The organism is Rhodopila sp. (assembly GCF_965277825.1).
Classification (GTDB): Bacteria; Pseudomonadota; Alphaproteobacteria; order Acetobacterales; family Acetobacteraceae; genus Rhodopila.
The window spans coordinates 2,976,312-2,999,055 of sequence record NZ_OZ255846.1 but is presented as its reverse complement, the minus strand read 5'-3'; the positions used below and the strand labels follow the sequence as shown (position 1 = coordinate 2,999,055).

At 64.0% G+C, this 22,744-nt stretch carries 24 protein-coding genes; 13 read left to right on the top strand and 11 right to left on the bottom strand.

The annotated features are described in order from the left end of the window. The first annotated feature begins 214 nt into the window (after positions 1-214). Both ACQY4T_RS14805 and ACQY4T_RS14800 read left to right on the top strand, forming a co-directional pair. Positions 215-1,501, top strand: coding sequence for a DUF1800 domain-containing protein (locus ACQY4T_RS14805; protein WP_428531807.1), 1,287 nt, complete (start codon positions 215-217; stop codon positions 1,499-1,501). 3 nt (positions 1,502-1,504) lie between these two features. Next, positions 1,505-2,698 (top strand): DUF1501 domain-containing protein, encoded by a 1,194-nt coding sequence (locus ACQY4T_RS14800; protein ID WP_428531804.1) that lies wholly within the window; start codon positions 1,505-1,507, stop codon positions 2,696-2,698. A gap of 1,408 nt (positions 2,699-4,106) precedes the next feature. Here ACQY4T_RS14800 and ACQY4T_RS14795 read toward each other — a convergent pair. Next, positions 4,107-4,565 carry a hypothetical protein gene (locus ACQY4T_RS14795; protein WP_428531801.1) on the bottom strand — a complete coding sequence of 153 codons (459 nt, stop codon included), beginning with the start codon at positions 4,563-4,565 and terminating at the stop codon, positions 4,107-4,109. A gap of 262 nt (positions 4,566-4,827) precedes the next feature. Between ACQY4T_RS14795 and ACQY4T_RS14790 the strand changes: the two genes are divergently transcribed. The 3 genes from ACQY4T_RS14790 (at position 4,828) to ACQY4T_RS14780 (ending at position 7,499) form a co-directional block, all read left to right on the top strand. Then, positions 4,828-5,274 (top strand): MucR family transcriptional regulator, encoded by a 447-nt coding sequence (locus ACQY4T_RS14790; RefSeq protein ID WP_428531798.1) that lies wholly within the window; start codon positions 4,828-4,830, stop codon positions 5,272-5,274. Between the two features lie 247 nt (positions 5,275-5,521). Next, positions 5,522-6,502 (top strand): enoyl-CoA hydratase-related protein, encoded by a 981-nt coding sequence (locus ACQY4T_RS14785; protein ID WP_428531795.1) that lies wholly within the window; start codon positions 5,522-5,524, stop codon positions 6,500-6,502. Between the two features lie 172 nt (positions 6,503-6,674). Next, a complete protein-coding gene (locus ACQY4T_RS14780) occupies positions 6,675-7,499 on the top strand; it encodes an LLM class flavin-dependent oxidoreductase (RefSeq protein WP_428531792.1) in 825 nt (274 codons plus the stop codon). A 3-nt stretch (positions 7,500-7,502) separates the two neighbouring features. Here the strand turns inward: ACQY4T_RS14780 and serS are convergent, their stop codons facing one another. The 4 genes from serS to ACQY4T_RS14760 form a co-directional block, all read right to left on the bottom strand. Further along, the gene (serS, locus tag ACQY4T_RS14775) at positions 7,503-8,777 is read right to left on the bottom strand and encodes a serine--tRNA ligase (RefSeq protein WP_428531789.1); all 1,275 of its coding nucleotides are present in this window, start codon (positions 8,775-8,777) and stop codon (positions 7,503-7,505) included. 4 nt (positions 8,778-8,781) lie between these two features. After that, entirely contained in the window at positions 8,782-9,525 is a 744-nt protein-coding gene (tatC, locus tag ACQY4T_RS14770) for a twin-arginine translocase subunit TatC (RefSeq protein ID WP_428542888.1), read from the bottom strand. A gap of 75 nt (positions 9,526-9,600) precedes the next feature. Then, positions 9,601-10,128: a Sec-independent protein translocase protein TatB gene (tatB, locus tag ACQY4T_RS14765; protein WP_428531786.1), complete on the bottom strand. Its 528-nt coding sequence runs from the start codon at positions 10,126-10,128 to the stop codon at positions 9,601-9,603. A gap of 111 nt (positions 10,129-10,239) precedes the next feature. Further along, positions 10,240-10,989 (bottom strand): metallophosphoesterase family protein, encoded by a 750-nt coding sequence (locus ACQY4T_RS14760; protein WP_428531783.1) that lies wholly within the window; start codon positions 10,987-10,989, stop codon positions 10,240-10,242. Positions 10,990-11,194: 205 nt separating this feature from the next. On the opposite strand from ACQY4T_RS14760, the gene ACQY4T_RS14755 reads away from it, so the two are divergent. Next, positions 11,195-12,760 carry a helicase HerA-like domain-containing protein gene (locus ACQY4T_RS14755; RefSeq protein ID WP_428531780.1) on the top strand — a complete coding sequence of 522 codons (1,566 nt, stop codon included), beginning with the start codon at positions 11,195-11,197 and terminating at the stop codon, positions 12,758-12,760. Positions 12,761-12,805: 45 nt separating this feature from the next. After that, positions 12,806-12,958, top strand: a complete 153-nt coding sequence (locus ACQY4T_RS14750) for an entericidin A/B family lipoprotein (RefSeq protein WP_428531777.1) — start codon at positions 12,806-12,808, stop codon at positions 12,956-12,958. 44 nt (positions 12,959-13,002) lie between these two features. On the opposite strand, the gene ACQY4T_RS14745 is transcribed toward ACQY4T_RS14750, so the two are convergent. The 4 genes from ACQY4T_RS14745 to ACQY4T_RS14730 all read right to left on the bottom strand — a co-directional run bounded on the left by ACQY4T_RS14745 (position 13,003) and on the right by ACQY4T_RS14730 (position 15,479). Next, complete coding sequence (locus ACQY4T_RS14745; protein ID WP_428531774.1) at positions 13,003-13,317, bottom strand: hypothetical protein; 315 nt, start codon at positions 13,315-13,317, stop codon at positions 13,003-13,005. Positions 13,318-13,446: 129 nt separating this feature from the next. Next, the gene (gene mtnA, locus ACQY4T_RS14740; RefSeq protein WP_428531771.1) at positions 13,447-14,535 is read right to left on the bottom strand and encodes an S-methyl-5-thioribose-1-phosphate isomerase; all 1,089 of its coding nucleotides are present in this window, start codon (positions 14,533-14,535) and stop codon (positions 13,447-13,449) included. A gap of 27 nt (positions 14,536-14,562) precedes the next feature. Then, positions 14,563-15,063: a UPF0262 family protein gene (locus tag ACQY4T_RS14735; protein WP_428531768.1), complete on the bottom strand. Its 501-nt coding sequence runs from the start codon at positions 15,061-15,063 to the stop codon at positions 14,563-14,565. Continuing rightward, positions 15,060-15,479: a DUF983 domain-containing protein gene (locus ACQY4T_RS14730; RefSeq protein ID WP_428531765.1), complete on the bottom strand. Its 420-nt coding sequence runs from the start codon at positions 15,477-15,479 to the stop codon at positions 15,060-15,062. The genes ACQY4T_RS14735 and ACQY4T_RS14730 overlap by 4 nt, the downstream gene beginning before the upstream one ends. Before the next feature lie 160 nt (positions 15,480-15,639). Here ACQY4T_RS14730 and ACQY4T_RS14725 point away from each other — a divergent pair, with 160 nt between their 5' ends. After that, positions 15,640-16,308, top strand: coding sequence for an aspartate/glutamate racemase family protein (locus ACQY4T_RS14725; protein WP_428531762.1), 669 nt, complete (start codon positions 15,640-15,642; stop codon positions 16,306-16,308). Positions 16,309-16,330: 22 nt separating this feature from the next. Here the strand turns inward: ACQY4T_RS14725 and ACQY4T_RS14720 are convergent, their stop codons facing one another. After that, the gene (locus tag ACQY4T_RS14720; protein ID WP_428531759.1) at positions 16,331-17,710 is read right to left on the bottom strand and encodes an FAD-binding oxidoreductase; all 1,380 of its coding nucleotides are present in this window, start codon (positions 17,708-17,710) and stop codon (positions 16,331-16,333) included. Between the two features lie 133 nt (positions 17,711-17,843). Beyond that, a complete protein-coding gene (oxc, locus tag ACQY4T_RS14715) occupies positions 17,844-19,502 on the bottom strand; it encodes an oxalyl-CoA decarboxylase (protein WP_428531756.1) in 1,659 nt (552 codons plus the stop codon). Positions 19,503-19,971: 469 nt separating this feature from the next. Here oxc and ACQY4T_RS14710 point away from each other — a divergent pair, with 469 nt between their 5' ends. The 5 genes from ACQY4T_RS14710 to ACQY4T_RS14690 all read left to right on the top strand — a co-directional run bounded on the left by ACQY4T_RS14710 (position 19,972) and on the right by ACQY4T_RS14690 (position 22,680). Next, positions 19,972-20,496 carry a hypothetical protein gene (locus tag ACQY4T_RS14710; protein WP_428531754.1) on the top strand — a complete coding sequence of 175 codons (525 nt, stop codon included), beginning with the start codon at positions 19,972-19,974 and terminating at the stop codon, positions 20,494-20,496. A 220-nt stretch (positions 20,497-20,716) separates the two neighbouring features. Continuing rightward, complete coding sequence (locus ACQY4T_RS14705; protein WP_428531751.1) at positions 20,717-20,932, top strand: rubredoxin; 216 nt, start codon at positions 20,717-20,719, stop codon at positions 20,930-20,932. Between the two features lie 27 nt (positions 20,933-20,959). After that, a complete protein-coding gene (locus ACQY4T_RS14700; protein ID WP_428531748.1) occupies positions 20,960-21,763 on the top strand; it encodes a pirin family protein in 804 nt (267 codons plus the stop codon). Positions 21,764-21,805: 42 nt separating this feature from the next. Continuing rightward, positions 21,806-21,940: a hypothetical protein gene (locus tag ACQY4T_RS14695; protein WP_428531745.1), complete on the top strand. Its 135-nt coding sequence runs from the start codon at positions 21,806-21,808 to the stop codon at positions 21,938-21,940. Between the two features lie 86 nt (positions 21,941-22,026). Further along, complete coding sequence (locus tag ACQY4T_RS14690; RefSeq protein ID WP_428531742.1) at positions 22,027-22,680, top strand: GntR family transcriptional regulator; 654 nt, start codon at positions 22,027-22,029, stop codon at positions 22,678-22,680. Positions 22,681-22,744 lie beyond the last annotated feature (64 nt).

Genomic DNA, 22,744 nt, shown 5'->3' with positions numbered 1-22,744 from the left:
TGCGGGAAATGCGATAGCGCGCCCGGTTTTGCAAGTGCGAATTGCCCCCCGCGCCATCAACGCGCCACCGCCGAAGGCGCCTCTGACCCAAGATAGTAATAGATTCGGCAAGCACCGGATGGCGCTGAACACACAGGTTGGGCGGAGCCGAAGCAACAACCTTTCAAACGCTTTATCACACTGTGACACATCATAGCCAGTTAGACTTTCCGGTATGGATACGCGCACTGCTCAAGCCCTGACACGGTTCGGTCTTGGCCGCCGACCCGGCGAACCGCCGCCCGCCGACCCGGCGTCGTGGCTGCTGGACCAGTTGCGTCGGCCTGACCCGACCCGGCTCGACGACCCGCCGACGACGGCCAAGGGCCTTGCCGCGCTGCGCCAGGACCGGGAAACCAAGCCGCCGCCCGGACAGCGCCGCTCCGCCGCGCTGTTCAGGGACCAGGCCACCGCCCTGCTGGCCAACGCGGTGACCACCCCGGCGCCGTTCCGCGAACGGCTAGTCTGGTTCTGGGCCAACCACTTCACCATCTCGCGCCGCCAGGGTGCCTGTGCCTGCGTCGCCGCCGCCTTCATGCAAGAGGCCATTCGCCCGCACGTCACCGGCCGCTTCGGCGACATGCTGGCCGCGGTAATGCGTCACCCGGCAATGCTGATGTATCTGGAAAATGCCCGCTCGTTCGGCCCCGATAGCCCGCTGGGAAGCCGCACCCACCGCGGCCTGAACGAGAACCTGGCGCGCGAGTGCATGGAACTTCATACGATCAGCCCGGCCGCCGGCTACTCGCAGGCCGATGTGACGTCGTTCGCCAAGATCCTGACCGGCTGGTCAATCGACCTCAAATCCGACCCGCCGGGGTTTCGCTACCGGCCGCTGGCCCATGAACCCGGCCCGCAAACGCTTTTGGGGCGCCAGTTTCCCGCCGATCAGCAAGGCGGTGTCGAGGCGCTGGCGTTCCTCGCCGATCATCCTGCCACCCACCGCTTTCTCGCCACCAAGCTGGTGCGCCATTTCGTCGCCGACGAACCCCCGGCGGACGCCGTCCGCGGCATCGAGGCCGTGCTGCGCGACACCAACGGCGATCTCGGCGCGGCGTCCGCCGCGCTGGTGCGGCTGGATGCCGCCTGGGAACCCGGCGTCAAGCTGCGCACGCCGATCGATTACCTGCTGGCCAGCGTCCGCTCGCTCGACATCCCGCCAGACCAATTGCCGATGCTCGGCATTCTGGCTGGCCTCGGTCAGCCGCTATGGGGAGCGCCGGCACCGAACGGCTGGCCCGATCGCGCCGAGGACTGGGCCGCGCCCGAGGCGATGTTACGTCGGATCGACTGGGCCAGCGGCTTCGCCGGCGGCATCGGCGACCGCGACGTGGTCGAAATCGCCGACACCACCATGGGCCCGCTGCTGCGTCCCGAAACCCGCCAGGCGATGGCGCGTGCCGGCTCGCGCCGGGATGCCATGACCTTGTTGCTGACCAGTCCTGAATTCCAGAGGCGTTGATCCATGATCCTGTCCCGCCGCACCGTCTTGCTCGGCCTTGCCACCAGCTTCAGCCTCGGCCGCAGCGCACTGGCGCTGGCCTCGGCACCCACAGACAAGCGCCTCGTCGTCGTCATTCTGCGCGGTGCGCTGGATGGTATGTCCGCGGTGGTGCCGTACGGCGACCCCGGTCTCGCCGCGCTGCGCGCCGAGATCGTGCCGCCGCCGCCCGGCCAACCGGACGGCATGCTCGACCTCGGCGGCTTCTTCGGCCTACATCCCGCGCTCTCCGGCCTGCACGACATGTACCGCGACAACCAGGCGCTGATCGTCCACGCGGTCGCCGGCGCCTACCGGGTGCGCAGCCATTTCGAGGCGCAGGACTACCTGGAATCCGGCGCCGACCACCGCATGACCAGCGGCTGGCTGAACCGTGCGGTCATGGCGCTGCCACCGGCAGCGAACCCGCGTCCCGAGGGCGATGCGCTCGCGGTCGGGGTCTCGGTGCCGCTGCTGCTGCGCGGCCCGGCGCGGGTGGCGAACTGGGCGCCGCACGGCTTCGCCACCCCGACGCCCGACCTTTACGCCAGCATTGCCGCGCTCAATCGGCACGACCCAGTCACCGGTCCCGCCATCGCCGAGGGGTTGCGCGCGCGCGGTTTCAGCACTTCGGTGGTGGCGGCCGACCAGCATCCCGCTGATTCCGCCAGCACCGGCGCCTTCGCCTCGCTGGCCCGCTCCGCCGGCGATATGCTGGCCGCCCCCGACGGTCCCCGAATCGCCGCGCTGGAGATCGATGGATGGGACACCCACACCGCGCAGACCATTCGCCTGAATGCGACGCTGAAACAGCTTGACGCCGGGCTGGTGGCGCTGAAGACCGCGCTTGGTCCGGCCTGGGATCAGACCGCGGTCCTGGTGATGACCGAGTTCGGCCGCACCGCGCGGGTGAACGGCACCAAGGGCACCGACCACGGCACCGCGACCGTCGCATTCCTCGTCGGCGGCGTCGTCAGCGGCGGACGGGTGCAGGCGACGTGGCCCGGCCTGCAATCCGGTCAGCTATTCGAGAACCGCGACCTGGCTCCGACCGCCGATCTGCGCGCGGTCGCCAAGGGCATGCTGACCGCGCATCTGGGCCTGGACGCCGCTGCGCTGGCGAAGGTCTTCCCAAACAGCGAAGCCGTGGCGGCGACACCGGGAATGATCAGAGTGTAGGTGTTCTGATATAATCGTCGTCCGTGGCACGTCCCCGGCGTCAGCCGGTTGCCAAATCCCAGCATTGCCACATCAACGTCTCGGCGCGCTGCTGCCCCAGCAGCCAAACCGCCACGGCGGCGAACTTCGCCTCCGATTCAGCGCCGCTCATTGGACGCGTGGCGCTGCCGATGCGATGCCCGATTCGGCTGCTGTGGCGCGACCCGTCGGTCAGGTGATGCTGACCTCGGCCGAAGCGGCCGCCCGCTGCGGACCCAGCGTTGCCTCCACCGGTGTTGGAACTGCTTTCAACGCCGAATTCTTCACCGCGATCTGGGTATCCATGTTCCGAATTCGGGCCGAACCGCGAAGCAGGGCGACCGCAAAACGTCAGGTCCACCCTCAGCGCGACGGCCGCCAGGGAGTCGTGCCCCGATACCGGCCGCATCTCGGCCACCACCTGCGCGGCGGCGACGACCGGGCCGCTGGAATGCATCACCGCCTGGTCGTAGGTGTCGTCGAAACTTCAAACGCTCGATGCAAGGCAACTGATCAGCACCGCGTGCAGACCGTTGGACCTGCCGCCGCGGCCTGATCAGCGTGCCCACGGGTTCGACGGAAAAACCGCCAAGCGACCGATCGACGAAATCCACCCCGTCGTGGCGCGCGCCGCCCAGCATGCAGTCCAGGATGTTGAAACACGACCGCGACGCCTCTTGCCGCACCGCATCGGGCAGGTCGTCGTTCTGGATTGTCGCCGCAGATGCCGTCAGTTTGTCGTTACCGCATCATCTCTGCTTGTCATTGCATCGCTGCGTTGCCGCGCCGGAATACCCTACCCGACGTTGCCGACACGGCGGTGTTCGCGGCCGTTTGAGAGCCGAGGATGGCTTGCCATCGATTTGAAGGGGCTGCTGGGGGGAAGGACATTCGAATAGGCCAACATCTTCGCAGATCCTGAGCGCAGCCGCCTAGTGCGATAAGTCTTGGCATGGCCGAGCTCTCGGCAGCCTGGATCATCAAGACCGGCGATCCGGCGGAGGTCAGGATCGCCATGCAGAACTGACGGCCGCCGAATGGGACCGATGATGGCCTTTCTGTAATGACAAGGCCTGCCGTCACACCCGCACAGTTTGATCGCACACTGATTCGCCGTGGCGTCACTGCGGCCAAGCCCGACATTTCGTGGCCGAGCACCATCCTGACCATGCAACGGTCACGCCGCCCTATCGTCGATGTTGATGAATGCAGGCCCGAGTGAAGCCAGCCTTGGCGGACACCAGATAAGCCACCAGACAATCGATTTCCTCGGGCTGCCGACCCTGGGTGGCGCCATGCGAAGAAACCAGGAACCGTGAAGCTTGGTCACGGCCCAGACCACGATCGCGCATCACCTGCTCTACATTGCGAGTGAAACGGTCGCTCTCTGTCAGCCAGGCGTGACCGCCTTGATCCGAATCGCCCGCTCCATGCGAATATCCGCTCTGGTCCCGATATAAGTCAGCAGTGCAACGTTAACCGACGCGCCGATGGTGAATTCGCCGCACCCGAAGCGAGACCCGGTGCCAACGATGCTGACGATGTCGCCTTTGGATTTGCGCCCGCGCGGCCATGCCGCGCGGGTTAACCTCACGTTGACGTGAAATTCCAACCCGAAGCCGTTCTGCCCGTCCTCTTTTGTCAAGCTGAAGAAATCCGACAGCTTGTTGGCCTGGCATTGCTCACCAACAGATCGAGCCGACCGAAATGCCCGACTGCCTGCGCAATGTTTGCGCTGGCGCTGCCGGGTCGGGCAATCCAGGTCAATTACCCGAATGCCGATATTTTCTGTCCTTACAAGGGTATCGGCGACTTCAGCGCTTTTGCCGCATCGCGGGCCACCAGTCAAATATGCATACGTTCTCTTGCAAGTTCACCGGCAACCGCCGCACAGATCCTCGGTTGCCGCCGGTTACCAGTGCAACCTTTCCAGTCAAGCCCAGTTCCGTGTTTCGTCCCACTGTTTGGTGGCCAGGGCGGCGACAAACCCATGCTTCGATAAACTGCATGGGCTCGCATAGGCCAGTTATAGAAAATTTTAGCTAAAAGGACTATGGCATGGTGAACCGATCTGTCCTATATCAACGGCGCTGAGTTGTAGGAAAGAACAGATGGTAGAAGATGTGTTGGGCCTGACCGCTCAAATCGTAAGTGCTCACGTGACGAAGAATCCGGTATCGGTCGAGGATCTACCTGGCCTGATTCGCGAGGTCTACAAGACCTTGTCTAACGTTGGTGAAGCAGTCGCCCCGGTCGAGGCCGCCAAACCCGCCGTCGCAGTCACCAAGTCCGTGTTCCCCGATTACATCGTTTGCCTTGAGGACGGCAAGCAGATGACGATGCTGAAACGGCACCTGATGACAGAGCATAACCTGACCGTCGATCAGTATCGTGCAAAGTGGGGTTTGCCCTCAAGCTACCCGATGGTGGCACCAAACTATGCGGAAACCCGCTCCAGCCTGGCAAAGAAGATGGGACTCGGTCGCAGCCGCAGCGTCGCCCCGCCAGCAAAGAAGACCGCACGCAAAGCCGGCCGGAAAACTAGCGCTCGAACTTGAAAGTTTTGTCGAAACGAGGTCGGAAGGACTGGCCACCTCATTGGTGTTCGGATCGCCCTACCCGGCCCCGGAGACGTCGTCAAAGGCGATAAGCTGGCCCTTCTCAGCCTGGACGGCTCCTCCACTGCCCCATCTAGCCGCCGCCGTGGAAAGCCGTTGGGGCTAAAATAGTGCCGGCGTTCATAACAATACGCAAGCCAGCATTAGTTCCGGATTCGACTCGCAGCGACAGCCGACTTCGTCGCTGATGGCGCTGGGGGCCCCTGCGCCATGCCAAATCGTTTTGGCCCAGTTGCGACACGCGGACCACCCCCTCAATCTCGGTGCATTGGCTCCCCGACTCGGCGATCGCTGGCCCTGGCGTTCCGCAACTGGGCTGCTACCCTGGCGACCCGCATCACGCCGCGAACCGACCTGGGGACAGCGCAACATGAAGCACGGCAGAATCCTTCTTGAAACCATCGGCAACGTCGCGGTCATGACGCTGAACGACCCCGGCGTCCTCAATGCCTTCGGACAAAAACTGCGTGACGACATGACTACCGCGATGGATCGCGTCGAAAGGGACCCGCCACGCTGCCTGCTCATCACCGGCGCCGGACGCGCGTTCTGTTCCGGCGCCAATCTCAACGACCCCGACCAGCCGGCGCGCGACCGAACCGCAGAGGCAAGCGGCGAACTGAAGAGCAGTCTCGAATCCTGGTACAATCCGATGTTCCTGCGGCTGCGCGCGCTGTCGATCCCGGTCGTCACCGCGATCAACGGAATCGCCGCCGGTGCGGGCATGAGCCTCGCGCTGTCCGGAGACATCCGCATCGCCGCGCGCTCCGCCTCCTTTCTGCAAGCTTTCGCCCGCATCGGCCTGGTTCCTGATTGCGGCTCGTCATGGTTGTTGCCGCGTCTGATCGGCATGGCGCGCGCCATGGAGCTTTCGCTGCTTGCCGACCGACTGCCGGCCGAAACCGCGCTCGCCTGGGGCCTGATCAACCGCCTGGAAGACGACGCGGACTTGATGCCGAAGGCCATGCAACTGGCGCACGGCCTCGCCGCCGGCCCGAAGTCATTGGGCATGATCCGACGAATGTATTGGGAATCGATGGACAACAGTTACGATAGCCAGCTCGACCTCGAAGCGAAACTGCAAAGTCGTGCCGGCATGACCAGCGACTATAACGAAGGGGTAGCCGCATTCCGCGAGAAACGTCAGGCGAAGTTCAGCGGACAATAAATCAGCACGATCGCACTCAGCTAAACGCCCTCGGCGCGTGTGCTTAATAAAGAGATAAACCGTCTTTCAGTAAACAGTCCGATGCTCCGCCCTTGAATGGCCTCGCTACGCAGCCTGCTGTGGCGGCTGCCCGAGCGAAATGCCATCAACCAAAGACAGAAGGAGACAACGCTTGCGTATCGGCATCGTCACAATACCATCCGCCACACACTCCGGCCTGAGCGTGGTTGACCACGTCTCCACCCTCGCCCGTCAGGTCGAGGCACTCGGCTTCCAGGGCCTGTGGGTCACCGACGCCTTCGCCCGCGGCAAGCCCACACTCGACCCGCTTATTCTGCTCGGTGCTTTGGCGACACAAACATCGCGAATTGAGCTTGGCACCTGCGTGGTGCAATTACCACTGCGTCATCCGGTTGAACACGCCCACCGGGTGCAGACCTTGAACGCGCTATCCCAGGGCCGGCTCCGCTTCGGCATCGGCAGCGGATCCACCCGCCACGACTTCGACGCGGTGCAGGCCAACTACGACGCCCGGTTCAAGACCTTGACCGCCTATCTCGACGTCATGCGCCGGGTCTGGGCTGGCGAGCCGGTCTATGGCCCCGCCTTGTCGGCCTGGCCCGGAACCGAGGGCGGCCCCCAAGTCCTGCTCGGCGCTTGGCGCAGCGAGCGCTGGATCAACCTTTCAGCCAAGGTGCTCCAGGGCTGGATCGCTTCGGGCATTCACACCGCGCCCGAGGACCTGGCCATCGGCTTGAAAATGTTCCGCAACGCGGGCGGCAAACGCGCGGTACTGGCCAACGTGCTCACCGACTTCCGCGACACGCCGCCCAGCCTGCCGATCAGCCACGTGCCGAAGATCTCGTTGTTCTGTCCCCCGCATGAGGCCAAGGATCGGCTGAACCGGCTGCAGGATCTGGGCATCGACGACGTGCTGCTTGTGGTTCCGCCCGACGACCCCGGCCAGTTGGAAACCATCGCTGGGTTGCGCGCCTGAAAGTTACGCTGCGCTGATCCGCTCCGCTCCGCCCATGTAGGAACGCAGCACCTCAGGCACGCCGATCGAGCCGTCGGCTTGCTGGTAATTTTCCATCACCGCGATCAGCGCCCGCCCCAGTGCGAGCCCTGACCCGTTCAAGGTGTGAACATAGCCCACCGTCTTGCCATCCGCCGCCCGGAACCGAGCATTCATCCGCCGCGCCTGAAAGTCCTTGCAGTTCGAGCAGGACGAAATCTCCCGCCACATCTGTTGCCCCGGCAGCCAGACCTCCAGGTCATGGGTGCGGGTCGATTGAAATCCGGTGTCGCCGGACGACAGCAGCACCCGCCGATACGCCAGCTCAAGCTGCTCCAGGATCAGTTCGGCCGATCGCGTCATCCATTCGTGCTCCTCGCCACTTCGGTCGGGATGGGCGATGCAGACCATTTCCACCTTGCGAAACTGATGCTGGCGCAGCATGCCGCGGGTGTCGCGCCCGGCGGAACCCGCCTCGCTGCGGAAACAATCGGTCAGCGCGGTCAGCCGCAGCGGCAATTGCTTCTCGGCCACGATCTCACCGGCAACCGTGTTGGTCAGCGGCACCTCGGCGGTCGGGATCAGGTAGCGGCCGTCGGTAGTCTTGAACAGGTCCTGCTCGAACTTCGGCAGGCTGCCGGTGCCATAGGCAGTCGCCTGGTTGACCAGGGACGGAACGATCATCTCCTGGTAACCACGCTCCAAAGTCTGCTGGTCCAGCATGAACTGACCAAGCGCCCGCTCCATCCGCGCCAGCCCGTCGCGCAGCACGACAAAGCGCGCCCCCGCCAGCTTGGCGGCGGTGGCGAAATCCATCATCCCAAGCGCCTCGCCAAGCTCAAAATGCTGTTTCGGCGCGAAGCCAAGATCGCGCTTCTCCCCGACCTCGGCCAATACCACGTTGGCACTCTCGTCGGGTCCATCAGGCACCGAGGCATCCAGCACCGCCGGCAGCCCCTCCAGCACCCGCCTGATGCCGGCGTCGAGTTCGGGCACTCGCGTCTCCAGCCCGTCCATGTCGCCGCGCAGAGCGGTCGCCTCGGCTTCCAGCGCGGCGGTGTCGCTGCCGGCATGCTTGCCCTGCCCAATCTCCCTGGCCAGCGCATTGCGCCGCGCCTGCTTGTCCTGCAGCGCGGTCTGCGCCGCCCGTCGATCAGCATCCAGCACCAGCACCGAGGCCGCCGCCGGCGCCAGCCCGCGGCGGGCCAGGGCGACATCGAAGCTGTCCGGATCGGCTCGGATGGCACGGATGTCGTGCATCGGTTCAGACCTCGACCGGCTTGGGTTCAACCCACTTGGCACTCAGAATGGAGATTTCGTACAATGCAATCAACGGCAATGCCAGACCGGTCTGGGTGATCACGTCCGGCGGCGCCAGGATCGCCGCAATGATGAACATGCCGACATACGCATAGCGGCGGAACTTCTTCAGTTGCGCGGAAGTTGTGATGCCGACTTTCGCCAGCAGCGTCAGCGCCACCGGAAGCTGGAATGTGATGCCGAACGCGAAAATAAGCTTCATCACCAGGTCGAGGTACTCACTGACCTTCGGCAGCAATTCGATCGGCACCCCGCCGCCGCCGGTCGAGGTCTGGAAACTGGCAAAAAACCGCCAGGCGAACGGAAACACGAAGTAGTATGCCAGCGCCGCGCCCAGCACGAATAATACCGGCGTGGCCGCCAGGAACGGCAGCAGCGCGCGCTTCTCGCTGCGATACAGCCCAGGCGCCACGAACAGCCAGAGTTGCGCCGCGATCATCGGGAAGGCGACGAACGCGCCACCGAAGAACGCCACCTTGATCTTGGTAAAAAACGCCTCGTACAACTGGGTGTAGATCAGGTGCGGATCAGGATTACCCTGCGCGCGCAGCACGTTGGCCAGCGGTTCGGCAAGAAAGTAGTAGATCGCGCTGGAAAAGTAGTAGGCGATGAAAAAGCACACCAGGAAGGTGGCCGCCGACCAGATCAGCCGCCGACGCAACTCGATCAGGTGTTCGAGCAGCGGCATCGGCTTGTCGTTGATCGGGTCGTCTTTTATGGTTGCCACGTTCGGCTTTCTCAATGCTCCGCCGGCTGCCTGCGCCTAGGGCTGGCGCTGTTGCACGGCTTCGGGGGGAATGAACGCTGGCGCCTCAGCCGGCGGCGCGGCGGCCCGGGTCTCAGGCGGGGGCACCAGGCCGGGCGGAATGAACGCCGGGGCCAGCGGTTTCTCCATCTCGGCCGCGACCTTAGACTCAGGCACTGGTTCAGCGCCGCCACGCTCGGCGACGGTGACCTCCTCCAGGGTGGAGGCCCCGCTAGCCGCCGGGTAGGTCGGCTTGAACGGGTCTTCCGCGAAGGTGTCGCGGATCGAGCGATCCGGATCGACGTGCTTTTCCAGCAGGCCGGGAATGTCCAGGTTGCGGATATCGCTGAACGCCTTCTTCACATCGCCAAGATCCGCCTCGCGGACCATCTCATCGACATGAGTCTGGAACTCGGCCGCCATGCGGCGCGCCTTCTTGATCATGTTCGACACCGTGCGGATCGCCGCCGGCATGTCCTTCGGCCCGATCGCGATCAGCGCGACGGCTCCTATCAAGGCAATTTCCGACCAGGCGAAATCGAACATGGGTGCGCGCGTGTCTCCGGGGGGCGCTAGCTAGCATCAAGCGCGGTCCAGGGAAACCGCAAGTCCGAAAGCCGGCCGTCGAACCTGCACCCGAAATCCGCAGCGGTCACATTACCTATGGGCAATGGAGACCGGCTGATCAACCGGATCGGCAGCCAGAAAACCCAGCGTGTCGGCCTCCAGCACGACACAGGTCAGCTTGCCGCCAAACACCGCGCCGGTGTCGATCGCAATGCGGTTGTGGCGCACGACCGGCGCGTTCACCGGGGTATGGCCATGCACCACGACGGCGCCGAAATCTGCCTCGGAATACAGAAACGGCTGGCGCGCGCGCAACAGGTCGTCGCGCGCCTGCCGTTCCAGCTCGATGCCGGGGCGGACGCCGGCATGGATGAAGGCGTATCCCCCCTCCCGGTGCATCAGCATCAGGTTGCGCAGGAAATCCTGATGCGCCCGGGGGATCAAGCTGGCCCACCTGTCGCGCGGACTATCCGGATCGATGCCGTAGCTCTGCAGCGCCGCCCGGCCACCGGCGAACAGCCAGTCGGTGCCCGCCGCACGGTCCCCAGCCAAGGCGTCGAGCATGGTACTCTCATGGTTGCCCATCAGGTTGACCATCTCTGCCCCGGCAACCGGGCAGCCATCCCGCAGCTGAGCGATCACCCCCGCGCTGTCCGCGCCGCGGTCCACGTAATCGCCGATGTGCAGCAGCAACGCGGATCCGATTGGACGCCGCGCAAGGTCCTCGGCGATGATCTCGTGGAGATTTCCGAGTTGCCGGGCGCAGCCGTGGATGTCACCAATAGCGTAGATACGTCGGCCCGGAGGCAAACAGCCGGGTGCTGCGGCGAGTTCGATCATTGCGCATTGGCGTTACACCGCTATCGCAATGCAATCAACTCGGCCGCGGCCACCTGTCAGACCCGGCAACAACATGCGCCCACCCCGATATGACAGCCCGCCCGATCCTGAACTACACTGGCTTGGCAACAGCCGAGTGGTCCGATCCAACGCCAGGTTTCAGGCGTCGGTGGAACCGGACCACCCAACAATGAGGCATTGGCGCATGGCTGAACCCTTGATCTTCGCGCGATCCGGCAAAACCGATCTCGGGCTGCTGCCCGCGCTCGCCAATCGCCACGGCTGCATCACCGGCGCCACCGGCACCGGCAAGACCGTCAGCTTGCAAGTGCTAGCAGAAAAATTCTCCCGCATCGGCGTGCCGGTGTTCATGGCCGACGTCAAGGGCGACCTGGCCGGGATTGCTGAACCCGGCGCGCCTTCCGCGCGCATGAAGACGCGCCTGGATGCCCTTGGCCTGCCCGAGCCGCATTGGCAAGGCTGCCCTGTCACCCTGTGGGATGTTTGGGGTAAGCAAGGCCATCCGGTCCGCGCCACGATCTCCGACATGGGCCCGATGTTGATCGCCCGGCTGCTCAACCTAAACGAGACCCAGGAAGGCGTCCTGTCCATCGTCTTCAAGGTCGCCGACGACACCGGCCTGTTGCTGCTCGATCTGAAGGACCTGCGCGCGCTGTTGCAATTCGTCGGCGACAACGCCGCCCGCTTCCGCACCCAGTACGGGAACATCTCCCCAGCCTCGGTCGGCGCGATTCAACGTGGCCTGCTGCAGATCGAAACCCAGGGCGGCGAGCATTTCTTCGGCGAGCCGATGCTGAGCATCGACGACCTGATCCAGACCGCGGACGGTCAGGGCATGATCAATATCCTCGCCGCCGACCGCCTGATGAACAGCCCCCGCGTCTACGCCAGTTTCCTTTTGTGGCTGCTGTCGGAACTGTTCGAGAAGCTGCCCGAGGTCGGCGACCGCGACAAGCCGAAGTTAGTGTTCTTTTTTGACGAAGCGCACCTGCTGTTCAACGACGCGCCGCGCTCTGTGCTGGACAAGGTCGAGCAGGTGGTCCGGCTGATCCGATCCAAGGGCGTCGGGGTCTACTTCGTCACGCAGAACCCGCTCGACATCCCCGACAAGGTTCTCGCCCAACTCGGCAATCGGGTGCAGCACGCCCTGCGCGCCTTCACCCCGCGCGACCAGAAGGCGGTGAAAGCGGCGGCCGACACCATGCGGTCGAACCCGGCGCTGGACGCGGCAACCGCGATCACCCAACTTGGCGTCGGTGAGGCGCTAATCTCCTTTCTCGACGCCAAGGGCACGCCCGAGATCACCCGGCGCGGTTTCGTGCTGCCGCCGGCGTCCCAGATCGGCCCGATCACCCCCGAACAACGCCAGGCCCTGATCCAGCAGTCGATCGTCGGCGGGGTCTACGAGACGACCATCGACCGTGAATCGGCATTCGAGATGCTGCGCGACCGCGCCGGCGGTGGGGCGGCCGTGCCGCCCGAGGCTCACCAGCAGGTCACCCCCTCCGCCTCGTCGCCACTTTCCCCCCAGGCGCCGAATCCGCAAGCACCGCATTCGCCGGCAGCCGAGGCCAACCCGTGGGGCGGCCTGTCCAACATCCTGTTCGGATCCACCGGCCCGCGCGGTGGATACCATCCGGGCGTGGTCGAGGGTCTCGCCCGCAGCGCCGCGCGAACCGTCGGCAGCACGGTGACGCGCCAACTAGTACGGGGCGTGCTAGGATCGTTGCTCGGAGGCGGCCGACGCTGAATTCTGACGACCCCAACACCGCACAGAATATTCAGGAGTATCGCCATGCGCAGAAACCTCTCGATCGCCCTTACCCTGCTGGCACTGCTAGGCATTTCGCCGATGCTGGCAGCCTGCAATACCGCTGCCGGAGCCGGCCAGGATCTCTCGGCCGGCGGTCATGCAATCAGCCACGCGGCCGACAAGGCGACGCAGTAGCGCCCGTTCGTCGGGTGGTCTCGTCGGGACCACGCCCGGCCGCGTCATGCCGGTTGCGCCGCAAAATAGTTGATGTCCCAATCGATCAGGCCCGGATGCTGCCAATCCGGCGGCGCCGCTATTATCCGTGGCTTGTAGTCGCGGATAATTTCGCCGACGGACTGTCCAGCCGAGCGCAACGCCCGCACCCGCCGCCCCACGGCCTCGATGTGCGAGGCCAGGTCAAGCGCGATATCGGTCGTTCCTGGACCGCCATGGCGGGGAACGATCAGCGCTGGATCGAACGGCTGGAACTCGTTCAGGATGTTCGCCCGGCGGACCTTGTCCGCCAGTTCGTCGCGCTGAGCACGATTGTACACTACCGTTGCATCCGGCCGGAACACCTGCGCGCATGGCCGTGCCCGGATTGAAGTGGGTCACCGTCAGGATCAGCGGCGCGACCCGGCGTCGGACGCTTCTATGCGATCGGATACCGAGTTTCGCCCCGATCATCGCCGTTCGGGAAATAGCTCCAGCAACCCCGCTTCCGTCGCCGCGCAGCGGCCGCGTTCGGTGATCAGCCCGGTCACCAGCCGGCTGGGCGTCACATCGAACGCCGGATTGGCCGCCGCGCTGTCGGCGGCGACAATCCGCATCGTGGCGATCGAGCCATCGTCCAGTCGCCCGGTCATCTCGGTCACCTCGGTCGCCGGACGCTGCTCGATCGGAATATTCGCCACCCCATCGGACAGCGTCCAGTCGATCGTCGTGGACGGCATCGCCACCCAAAACGGCACGTCGTTGTCGCGCGCCGCCAGCGCCTTCAGGTAGGTGCCGATCTTGTTGGCGGCGTCCCCGGTGCGGGACACCCGGTCGGCGCCGACGATCACCAGATCGACCATGCCGTGCTGCATGAAATGCCCCCCGGCATTGTCGGCCACGACAGTGTGCGGGACGCCATGCTTGCCCAGCTCCCATGCGGTCAACGCCGCGCCTTGGTTGCGCGGCCGCGTCTCGTCGACCCAGACATGCAGATCGACGCCGGCGTTGAACGCGGTGTAGATCGGCGACAGCGCGGTGCCCCAATCCACTGTGGCCAGCCACCCGGCATTGCAGTGGGTCAACACATTCACCGCCCGCCCGGGCCGCACCGCGGCTTCGATCAGCGGCAGCCCGTGCAACCCGATATTGGCATTTTGCGCCGCGTCCTCGTCGGCGATCAGCGCCGCTTCGGCATATCCGACAGCGACCCGCTCCGCCGCCGGCGTATTGCGCAGCCGGGTCAGCATCCGGTCCAGCGCCCATCGCAGATTGACCGCCGTCGGTCGCGTCGCGGCGATCAGCTCGGCATCGCGCTCCATCGCCTCGGTCGAGGCATCCGCGCGCAGCGCCAGGCACAGCGCATAAGCAGCCACCGCCCCGATCAGCGGAGCACCGCGCGTCTGCATCGATTTGATCGCGTGAGCGGCCTCGTCCCGGGTGGCCAGCCGCAGCACCTCCAGCGACCACGGCAGTTTGGTCTGGTCCAGAATGTGGACCGACCAGCCGTCGTCAGGGCCCAGCCAGACGCTGCGATAAGCGATGCCGTCGATCTTCATCGCCCTATCCTTATCGTGATCAGATCCTCATCTCGAGGCGATACGCTGCGCCAGCACGCAGACCAGGGTGAACAGCCGCCGAGCAGTATCGAAATCGATGTCGATCTTGCCGGCGAGCCGCTGGGTCATCAGCTCCGCGCCCTCGTTATGCAAGCCCCGCCGACCCATGTCGATCGCCTGGATGCGCTGTTCGCGGCCTTCCTCGACCGCCTTGATGTGGCTGTCGACGAGCATCTGGTAGTCCTTGACCAGTCGCCGAAACGGCCCCAGCGCCAACCCGACAGCAGTCAGCGGGTAACCCCCCACGTCCCTTATGTCGAAAATCAGCCGCCCTTCCAGGATCGACAAATGCAGCGCATACGGCCCCGGCGTTTCGGTGCCGATCAGCGGCGCGAAGTGATTCGCCGCTGCCAGGTCGGCAACCGCCTGCTCGCGGTCCGCCTCGATGAAGGGCGAAAGATTGTTCGGCACCTCGCCATCAAGGACGACCCGATCGAGGCGTGAGGCGCTGACCGCGGAGCTGCTCATGTTTCGGCGACGTCGCTTTTCAACATGTTCAAATTAAGCATCAACCCGACCGTGCCGCCCTTGATAGGCCGCAGCAAACCGAGCGCCACGAACAACGTCAACGGAACGAAGATTGCCGACATCAGCCAGATCGGCGGCTGGCCCATGCGATCGACCATGACCAGCAGCGGCACCACGATGTGAGCGGTGACCAGGATGGTGAAATACGGCGGCGCGTCATCGGCTCGGGCCAGCCCCAACGGTGCCTTGCAGTTCTGGCAGGTGTTCGCCACACGAAGAAAACCGTTGAATAGGTGGGCCTTTCCGCAAGCCGGGCAGCGCCCGATCAGCCCCCGGCCGATCGCGGTGACCAGGGACGGATGCGGCCAGGCATTGGTTGCGACAGACCGATCGGGCTGCCATCGCACATGGTTCATATTCAGGTCCTTCTGGTCGCCTGGCAGAAGATTAACCCCGATGAGTCATCGGGTTAGCGCAGACGGGCGATAAATCGACCTGAAACATAAGCCTTGCTGCGTCGCAATACCATATCGGTTCCCATTGATCCCTGGCCCGCGCCGGCGGAAGAATGCTGGCATGGCCCGTATCCTCGTGATCAATCCCAATAGCTCCGAGGCATGTTCGGCGGCGATCTCGCGAACCCTGGCACCGTTCCGGTTCGCTGCCGGACCGGACTTCGACGTCGCGACACTTTCGGAAGGGCCGCCGGCGATCTACTGCTGGCGCGAATGGCACGCCGTCGTGGAACCGATGTGCCGTCTGGTCGAGCGGTCTGATGCGGACGTTTACGTCATCGCCTGCGCCTCCGATCCAGGGATCGAGGCAGTACGCGCCGTCACCCCGCGCCCAGTGCTCGGCATCTTCCGCGCCGCGGTCGCCGCCGCGGTGGCGCGCGCCGAACGGTTCGGCGTGATCGCGCTTGTCGAGTCGTCCAAGGCGCGCCACCGCCTGGTTCTGCGCGCGATGGGGCTGGACGACCGCCTGGCCGGGGAAGTGGCGCTGAACGTCTCGATGGACAGCTTATTGGACCCGCACGCGGCCGGCGCGGCCCTTCTGGCCGCCGGACACCAGCTTGCCGATCTGGGCGCCGAGACGCTAATCCTCGGATGCACCGGCATGGCGCATCACGCCGCGGCGGTTCGCGATGCGCTGGGTTTGCCGGTGATCGACCCGACCCAATCCGCCGCGGGTCTCGCGCTGGGAATCCTGGCGCAGGATCGGGCCGAGCAGGCCTATCGCCGATAAGATTGGATAGGCTGCGAAACCATCATGAATTGAGGAATATCTTTCCCGGGTTCATCACGCCGCGTGGGTCCAGGGCCTGTTTCACCGCACGCATCACGGTCAGCGCCTCCGCACCATGTTCTTGCTCCAGAAACTCCCGCTTGCCGATACCGACCCCGTGCTCGCCGCTGCACGAACCACCCAGTGCCAACGCCCGGGCCACGATTTTCTTGTCAAGGTCCCACGCCCGCACCATTCCGTCGGGTTCCGGGGGCACCATGATCACGGTATGGAAGTTGCCATCCCCGACATGGCCGACGATCGGCGCGGTCAGACCGGACGCGGTGATATCCTGCTTGGCGCCCAGGATGGCCTCGCTCAACCGGGAGATCGGCACGATCGCGTCCGTCGCGATGCCTTTATGACCCGGCTTCCAGGCCAAGCACGCCCAAAGCGCGTCATGGCGGGCCTGCCACAGCTTGGCGCGCGCGGCCGGCTCCGTTGCCCATGCAAATCCCAGCCCGTTGCACCCCGCGGCGATCTCCTCCGCCTGACCAGCCTGCTCGGCGACCCCGGCCGGAGTTCCGTGAAACTCGAAGAACAGCGTCGGCAGTTCACTGAGCCCATGCAGCTTCGAATAGGCGATGCAAGCCGCCATCTGCACATCGTCCAGCAGTTCGATCCGCGCCACCGGGATACCCAATTGCAGGATGGCAATGACTGTCTCGACGGCATCCTGTAACGTGCGGAACTGGCAGGTGGCCGAGGACACCGCCTCCGGTATGCCCCACAGACGAAGCTGGATCTCGGTGATGATCCCCAGCGTGCCTTCAGAGCCGACGAACAGCCGCGTCAGGTCATAGCCGGAAGACGATTTGCGCACCCGCCCCCCGGTGCGGATCAGCCGCCCGTCCGGCATCACCACCGAAAGCCCCAGCACATTGTCCCGCATCGTGCCGTAGCGCACCGCATTGGTGCCCGAGGCGCGCGTCGCCGACATCCCGCCGATGGTGCAAACCGAAGTGCCCGGATCGACCGGAAAGAACAACCCGACATCACGCAAATGCGTGTTCAACTGCTCCTGCGTCACGCCAGCCTCGACCCGGCAATCCATGTCCGCCTGGCTCACACCCAGCACCCGGTTCATCCGCGAGAGGTCCAGCGTGATGCCGCCGCGCACCGGCGTCACATGCCCTTCCAGCGAGGTTCCCGCGCCCCACGGCACCATCGGGACATGTTCGGCATGACAGAGCGCCATAAGCCGACATGCTTCGTCGGTGGATTCCACGAAAGCAACGGCGTCGGGCATCACCGGCGGCTGGGTATCCTGACCATGCGAATGGTGGTCGCGCAGCGCGCCGTTGGTTGTGATCCGCTCGCCCAGAAAATTGGCCGCGGCGGCGATAACGGCTTCGACGGACATGACCTTTTCCTGATCGGTGGCTGGTCCAGAAAGTGGACGGAAGGCGGTCTCGTTGCAAGTCTTCACCGGCATTCCGTGCCGGGTTTCCGTGAACGCTTGCCGCCCGGTCGGCCCCTCGACCCGCCGCCGCGCGTCAGGCCGTGTGCCAGTTAAACTGCTGCGGCTTGCGCCCGGCCTCCGGATGCAGCCGAACGTTTACCAGGGCTGGCCCGTCGAACGCCATCGCGGCATCCAACGCGCCGCGCAGGTCCTTGGGGTCCTCGATGTACCAGCCCTTGCCGCCGAATGCCTCCATCATCTTGTCGTAGCGGGCGCCGATGGTCAGCACGCGGGGCGGCAGCTTGCCGCGATCTTCCGGGAATTCGGCGATGCCGCCGCCGATGCCGCCGTTGTTCAGCACCACCACCTTGACCGGCAACTGGTAGCGGCAGGCGGTCTCGATCTCCATGCCGGAGAAGCCGATCGCGGAGTCACCGGAGACCGAAACGATCGGACGATCGGGGTGCACCACCGCGGCGGCAATGGCGAAGCCCATCCCGATGCCCATGGTGCCGTAACTGCCGGCGTCGAGCCGCAGCCGGGGCGCGCTGTTGGGCAACTGGGTGCGGCCGATATCCATGGTGTTGGCGCCCTCGCCGATGATCACCGCGTCGTTCGGCACCCAGGCGCTGATGTCCTTCAGCGCTCGGTAGTAGTTGGTGGGGGTCGAGTGGTCGTCGATCATCGGCTTGATCTGGCGGGCGTTAGCGGCGGATTTTTCGGCGATCGCGGCGTGCCAGGGGGTGTCCTTGGAATAGAACCACTGGCGGGTCTCCAGCGCCTTATTGAGCTGGCCGACGATGGCGCGGCCGTCGCCGACCAGGGCGACCTCGGCTGGGACGTTCTGACTGATCGCCTCGGGCGAGATGTCGAGCTGGACGATGCGCACCTTCTTGTTGAACCGCGGCGGTTGGCCGAAATGCATGATCCAGTTCAGCCGGGCACCGAGCAGGAAGATGACGTCGGCCTCTTGCAGGGCGTGGCTGCGGGCGGCGCCGACCGATAGCGGATGGGTGTCGTCCATCACGCCCTTGCCCATCGGCGAGGCCAGGAACGGCACCTGGGTGCGCTCGACGAAGGCGCGCACTTCGTCCTCGGCGCGCGACCAGGCCATGCCCTTGCCGACGATCACCAGCGGGCGTTCGGCGGTTTCCAGCACGTTGAGCGCGGTGTCGATGTCCTGCTGCATCGCGGCCATTCGCGGGGGCTCGCCGATGGTGGCGGCCTGGTGGACTTTCTCTTCCTCGACCTCGCCCAGGATGATGTCGTCGGGCATGTCGAGGTAGCTGGCGCCTGGGCGGCCGTAGATCGCGTGGCGCACCGCCATTTCGACGTAGAACGGAATGCGGTGGACGTGCTCGACGGCGTGGGCGAATTTGCAAAACGGCGAGGCGATCTGCACCTGGCGTTCTTCCTGGAACGCGCCCATGGCGTTCTGGTAGGTCGGCGAGGCGCCCCCGATGAGGATCATTGGCCAGCAGTTCTGCTGCGCGTTGGCGAGGCCGGCGAGGCCGTGGACGACGCCTGGGCCGGAGACCACGAGGGCGGCTCCGGGCCGTCCGGTCATGTAGCCGACGGCCTGGGCGGCGTAGGAGGCGGATTGTTCGTTGCGCATGCCGATATACTGGATGCCGGCCTTTTGCGCGGCGCTGGCGATGGGTCCGACGGGGAAGCCGACGATGCCGAACATGTATTGGACGCCCTGTTGCTTAAGGCTTTGTGCCATCAGGGTGGCGCCGTCGATTTTGCTCATATGTTTCCCCTTGCCGCTTCCGGGCAGGCCGAGTGTGGCTGCGTCCGGCGTTGACCGTGAGATTGGGCGATTATTGGGGCGCTGCAAAGGGGCAGGCCGATCCGAGCCGAGAAGTCAGGTGAGCGCTTGCTAGACTTCGCGGGATCAGTACAGTCTTGGCGATATCCGGACCTGGGAGGGCGGCCTTGGACCAAGCCACCAAACCTGGCGTAACGCTGTGTGGAATTGTCCGTGACGAGGCCCCCTACCTCTTGGAGTGGCTTGCTTGGTACAAATTGCTGAATTTCGACCAGATCGTTGTTTATGACAACGAGAGTAGACGAAAGCACCTCAGTCCTTCCCATTTTGCATCGCGCCGGAGGCCCCTGGCCGAACCGGATGGGGGAACAGCCCCAGCTCCCTGCCCCAGCTCCCTGCCTATCGCGATGCTGTTCGACAATGCTCGACCGAATGGATCTCATTCCTCGACGTGGATGAATTTCTTGTTCTGCACCATGACTCCAGCGTTGCCGCGTTATTGGGGCGGATTCCCGAGGACTGTTCGGCAATCGCATTCAATCAGCGGTTTTTTGGTTCGTCTGGACTTCTGCATTACGATGACCGCCCGGTAATTGAACGGTTTACCCGGACGGCCGCTCCGGGTCATTTCCTCAACGTATGGATCAAGACCATGGCCCGGGCGCGCAAGATTGGTGCATTGAACAATCCCCATAGCTGCCAGTTGACGTCTGGCTACTATGGCGATCCGGCTGGACTTCCCTGTGCCGTGCGGGATGAATGCCGGACCGAGAGAATATCGCTAACCATTGGCCAGTGCAACCACTACATTCTGAAATCACGCGAGGAATACCTGCGAAAACGAGTAAAAGGACGTGTCGACGTCGCCTCTGATGTGGCAGAGAAATACGAGAAATACACAGACGATTTTTTTGCGCTGCACGATGAGAACGGCTGGGAGGATCTAAAGGTGGTCCAGAAGACGGAAGGCACTTAAGTGCTGAGCGCGATCGGTTGTATGAGCTATGCTGAGGCTGTTATTATAAGATAATGGACTGTCCGGGTCTTGGCCGTTTAGTGCTTTGGTCTTCGGTGCGGATTTGCCCGATCTGAAGCGGCGGTCCTCGGTAAGCCGCGCGCTGATGTGGAATTGATCTTGCATTTGGTAGCGCGCTACTATAATACGTCGCGCGTCTCTTAAACGCGTGGTAAGGCCCATGGAGATCACCTTCAAGCGCTTGATGTGCCTCGGTTGTGGGTTCTCGTACGATGAGGCTTTGGGATTGCCCGAGCACGGCCTCGCGCCAGGAACACGCTGGGACGGCATCCCCGAGGACTGGATTTGCCCCGACTGCGGTACGCCCAAGGATCAATTCGAGATGGTCGTAGTCGGCTACGCCGCCGGGGGACAGGATCTCGCGCAGAAAGCCTGATCAACCTTCAATCAACGAGAGCAAACAATGACACAATCGTTCGTGCTCCGCGCGAAGGACCGCGGCCATGATGTGATCCATTCCGAGGGAAGCGCGTCGTCCTATGTTGCTGGACATCCCGGCAGCTTCATCAGCCGGGGCTCCTGCTTTAATTTTCACCAATACCAGAGCGGGCGCCCTGGCTTCGGCGCGGTGCGCGTGTGGGGAGACGAAACGTTCCATGGTGCGGGATGTGGCTACAACATGCATCCACACCATAATTTCGTCATCTGCGCCTTTGTCCTGGAAGGCGAACTGACGCATATCAATACGGCGGGACGCGGCACGGTCGATCAACTGCGGCAGGGAGACTATTACCTGTTCTCGGCCGGCTCAGGCGGCAAGCATTCCGAGCTGAGCATCGGTCCCGAGGATATGCACGCGATCTATCTGTGGCTGATGCCGAATCAGCTTTACCTGCCTCCTTCGTATTTGCGCTCCCATTTCGACCTTCGCGAACGCCGAAATCGTATCGTTCAATTGGTTGGTGACGCCGATGGAGCGCTTCCCGTCCCGCAGGATCTGCGTGTCTCACGCATGGTGACCGATCGGGCTGGCACTTACAGCTACACCCCGCGCTCAGCACAGCACGGCGTCTATGTGTTCGTCGTGGATGGCGAGCTGACCTCGGGCGACGTCACGCTCGGCCACAGGGACAGCCTTGGCGTCTCCGGCGCGGAAACGATCGAGTGCCAGGTCGCCGATACCACTGATGTGTTCTTCGTCGAGACGACCATGCCCGACAACGCGCGGGTTTGTGAATGGGAAAAACACAGCGGCGATGACGACTGATAGCATCAAGCCCAGCCAGCGGAAGAGGAAGCGGAACGCAAGATGTCGATCATGGATGTGCGCTACGCATCGGGCAGTCTGGACAAGGCCTCCAAGGCGGCGCTTGGCTTGCGTCTCACAGAAGTCCTTGTCCAGATGGAGGGCGGCGCCCATACGCCGGCGGCCAATACGACATAGAGCCACGCTGTATTGCCGTTTGGCCTGGGCTCGGTTGAAAGGTCCAAATCAAGCACAGAACAGACAGGGCGAATATGGATCAGAATTTGCGCGAACAGGTCCTGCAGCGTGTGCGCGCCGAGATCGTCTCGGGCCAGAGCCTGCCTGGTGCGATGTATTCGGTTCCTACATTGGCGGCCGATCTAGGGGTCTCGACGACGCCGGTCCGTGAGGCGTTGCTGGAACTCGCTCGCAACGGCCTTATCGAGCCGCTGCGCAATCGTGGCTTCAAGGTGACGGCGACGACGCTTGAAGACCTGCGCAATCTTTTCGACGTTCGGGAGCTTGTTGAGGTTCGCGCCGCTGAGATACTTGCCAATCGTCCTGAGGAGTCCCTGGCCGGGCTGCATTCTCTGGCTGACGACATCAGGGATGCGGTGGCTGCCGATGATATTGGAGAGTATCTGGAGGCGGACCGGCGCTTTCACTATGCCTTCATCGCTGCCGCCGGCAACGTGTTGCTGACGGAAATGGCGATGGCGCTGCGCGACAAGATGCGGCTGTACGGCATTGCGTCGCGGGCAGGCATGGAGCGTCAGGCCGGCTCCGTGCAGGAACATTATCGGCTGATCGATTTGGCAGCGGCCGGCGATGCAAAGTCGATCAAGCCGCTGTTGAGAAAACATATCCGAACATGGGAACCGATCTTTACCGAGGCTATTGGGAAAAGTGGACGGCAGCCCTTGCAAAGCCGCGCTTAGGCCGCTTTGTCTGACTCTATGATCCGATCCAGACCACGATTCGTGTAACACGAGCCGGCGTTAG